Origin of the sequence: Lysobacter sp. Root690 (genome assembly GCF_001427785.1) — a bacterium.
Classification (GTDB): Bacteria; Pseudomonadota; Gammaproteobacteria; order Xanthomonadales; family Xanthomonadaceae; genus Lysobacter.
This window is the reverse complement of the sequence record NZ_LMHM01000016.1, coordinates 244-3,626: the sequence shown is the minus strand read 5'-3', so window position 1 is coordinate 3,626 and position 3,383 is coordinate 244. Positions and strand designations below refer to the sequence as shown.

3 protein-coding genes are annotated in these 3,383 nt (G+C 65.5%); 2 read left to right on the top strand and 1 reads right to left on the bottom strand.

Going from position 1 to position 3,383, the window contains the following annotated elements:
* Positions 1 to 250 precede the first annotated feature (250 nt).
* Positions 251 to 1,168 carry a LysR family transcriptional regulator gene (locus ASD86_RS17840; RefSeq protein WP_056113663.1) on the bottom strand — a complete coding sequence of 306 codons (918 nt, stop codon included), beginning with the start codon at positions 1,166 to 1,168 and terminating at the stop codon, positions 251 to 253.
* 157 nt (positions 1,169 to 1,325) lie between these two features.
* On the opposite strand from ASD86_RS17840, the gene ASD86_RS17835 reads away from it, so the two are divergent.
* Positions 1,326 to 2,087 (top strand): SDR family oxidoreductase, encoded by a 762-nt coding sequence (locus ASD86_RS17835; protein ID WP_056113660.1) that lies wholly within the window; start codon positions 1,326 to 1,328, stop codon positions 2,085 to 2,087.
* A gap of 219 nt (positions 2,088 to 2,306) precedes the next feature.
* Entirely contained in the window at positions 2,307 to 3,209 is a 903-nt protein-coding gene (locus ASD86_RS17830) for an SDR family NAD(P)-dependent oxidoreductase (protein WP_056113657.1), read from the top strand.
* Positions 3,210 to 3,383: the final 174 nt, after the last annotated feature.

Sequence of the window (3,383 nt, the reverse complement as noted above, 5' to 3'; positions counted from 1 at the left end):
CATCCTGTCTCGGTGGCGCACGGCGCACATCCATGTGCGCCGCCCTTCGGGTGTGCTTTTGCTGACGCGAGCTACAGGCTTCGCAGCGCTGGAAGTCAGGTAGGAAATCGGGGCTTAAGCCCACGGCTAGAGCAAAGGCGAAAGCAAAGCGAAGGCAAGGCAAAAGCAAAAGCAAAAGCAAAGGCGAAGCTATATTAAGCGAAAGCGCGATGACCATCCCTCGCACCCCGATGCAGTCACACGACAGCGACTACGCCCCCGCCGCGAAAATCCCAAACTTATCCGCAAACACCCCCGACACCCAATCCACGAACACCCGCACCCGCGGCGACAACTGCCGATGCTGCGGATACAACACCGACACCGGTACCCCCGGACTGGCGAATTCACTCAACACCTCGATCAAGCGCCCATCGCGCAGATAGGTTTCCACACCGTGCCGCGGCAACTGGATCAACCCGCACCCACGCAGCGCCGCGGCGGTGTAGCAGGCCGCATCGTTGACGCTGATCCAGGAACTGAGTTGGTACTCGCGCAATTGCCCGTCCACGGTCAGTTCGAACGGATAACGCAGATCGCGATTGCTGGCGAAAAAACCGACCGCCTGATGCGTCGACAAGTCGTCCGGATGCCGCGGCGTACCGAAGGTCTGCAGGTACTCGGGGCTCGCGCACACCACTTCGGGCATCGTCGCCAGACGCTTGGCGATCAACGAGGAATCGCGCGGGTTGCCCGAACGCACCACGCAGTCGATGCCCTCGCGGACCAGGTCGACCAGACGATCGCCGCTGCTGATCACCAGGTCGATATGCGGATAGCGAGCGCGGAATTCGTTGATGCGCGGCAGGATGATGCCGGTCGCGTGGGTGCCGTGCAGGTCCAGGCGCAGGCTGCCGCGCGGATTGCTCGCGAGCGAGCGCAGCGCCGACTCGGCGTCGTCGAGTTCGGCCAGCACGTGCATGCAGCGTTCGTAATAAGCCTGCCCGTCCAGAGTCGGGCGCACCTGACGCGTGGTGCGTTCGAGCAGGCGCACGCCCAGACGCGCCTCCAGTTCCTTGATCGCATGGGTCGCGGTGGCGCGCGGCAGGTCCAGCACCGCCGCGGCGCGGGTGAAGCTGCCCAGTTCGACGATGCGGGTGAACAGGCGCAGAGCTTCGAAACGGTCCATGACGGCTCCGGTGCCGCCATCGGGGCGGCTATTGTTGGCAATTATTGAATTGTATTGCCAATCCAGCCTGATTTATCCAGGCATGCGCAACCAGCAGACTGGTTCCACCGCGGAACCCCTGGCATCCCGCCAGCGCCGCCCGACCTGGAGAGCCGTCATGACCACCCGATCGTCCACTCAAACCGCGACCACGAAGGCCGCCTTGATCACCGGCGCCTCGCGCGGCATCGGCCGCGCCATCGCCCTGCGTCTGGCCGCCGACGGCTATGCGGTGGTGGTCAACTACGCCGGCAATGCGGCCTCGGCCGACGCGGTGGTCGCGCAGATCCAGGCGGCCGGTGGCCAGGCCATCGCCGCCCAGGGCGACGTCGCCGATCCGGCCGACATGCAGCGCGTGTTCGAGCTCGCGCTGCACACCTACGGCCGCCTCAACGCGGTGGTCAACAGCGCCGGGGTGATGCCGTACGTGCCGATCGCCGGCGGCGACCTGGGCGAATTCGACCGCGTCATCCACACCAACCTGCGCGGCAGTTTCATCGTGCTCGGTCTGGCCGCGCAGCACCTGAGCGATGGCGGCCGCATCGTCGCGGTGTCGACCAGCGTGATCGGCAAGGCGTTTCCGAACTACGGCCCGTACATCGCCTCCAAGGCCGGTGTCGAAGGCCTGGTCCATGTACTCGCCAACGAACTGCGCGGACGCAACATCACCGTCAACGCGGTCGCGCCGGGTCCGGTCGGCACCGAGCTGTTCCTCAACGGCAAGACCGAAGAGCAGATCGCCCATTTCGTCAGCCTCGCCCCGCTCGAACGCCTCGGCCAGCCCGAGGAAATCGCCTCGGCGGTGGCGTTCCTGACCGGTCCCGACGGCAGTTGGGTCAACTCGCAGGTGTTGCGGGTCAACGGCGGCTACGTGTTCTGATCGATCTGGCCGATCGGCGTTCGCACGTGCGTGGATGCGTGCGAACGTGTCTTCGCGCATCGCTTCGTGATCCATCGATGTAACAAACCATCGAAACAGTACGCGGCCGCGATCCGACAGCCGCCATCGCAGCACCCGGCGTCGCATTCGCCACGCCACCCTCGCCTTCCGATCCCTCATCCCGGACGTCCTCGCGACGTCCGTCAGCGGAGTATTGCCATGAACCAGCAGCAGATCGTCCTCATCACCGGCGCCTCCAGCGGTTTCGGCGCCCTCGCCGCGCGCGCCCTCGCCCATGCCGGCCATACCGTCTATGCCAGCATGCGCGAAACCGGCGGCCGCAATGCGGCCCAGGTCGAGGCGGCGCGCCGCTACGCCGACGACCATCAGGTCGACCTGCGCACGCTCGAACTCGATATCGCCTCGCAGGCCTCGGCCGATGCCGCGATCGCGCAGTTGGTCGCCGCGCACGGTCGCCTCGATGTGCTGATCCACAACGCCGGCCACATGGTGTTCGGCCCGGCCGAAGCGTTCACACCCGAGCAGTTCGCCCAGCTCTACGACAGCAATGTGATCGGTGCGCAACGGGTCAATCGCGCCGCGTTGCCGCAGTTGCGAGCGCAACGTCGCGGCCTGTTGCTGTGGGTGTCGAGCAGCAGCAGCCGTGGCGGCACGCCGCCGTATCTGGCGCCGTACTTCGCGGCCAAGGCGGCGATGGATTCGCTCGCGGTGAGCTACGCCGGCGAACTCGCGCGCTGGGGCATCGAAACCTCGATCGTGGTACCCGGCGCCTTCACCTCGGGCACCAACCATTTCGCTCACGCCGGCACGCCCGCTGACAGCGCGCGGCTGGCCGATTACGACAGCGGCCCGACCGCCGGATTCGGCGAGGAAATCCTGCGCAAGCTCGCGGGCAGCGTGCCCGAGGACGCCGACGTTGCGAGCGTGGCCGACGCGATCGTCGCGATCGTCGATACGCCTTACGGTCGTCGTCCGTTCCGTGTCCACATCGATCCGGCCAGCGATGGCGCCGAGGTGGTCAACGCGGTGGGCGATCGGGTTCGCGCGGAATTCTTGCGGCGGGTTGGTCTGGGTGACTTGCTTGCGCCGCGGATGGATTAAGCCGCGGTCGCGGATTTCGATCCGATGTGACTTACGCCGTTATGACGTTGTATTTTCCATCCCGATTGCAGCCACTCAAAAAATCCAGATTTTTTTGACCTTGCTCTGATCCGCCTTGGCTTGAGCCTGAAGCTGCGCAGTTCATCCAGCGCTGCGAAGTCGCTGATTCGCGAT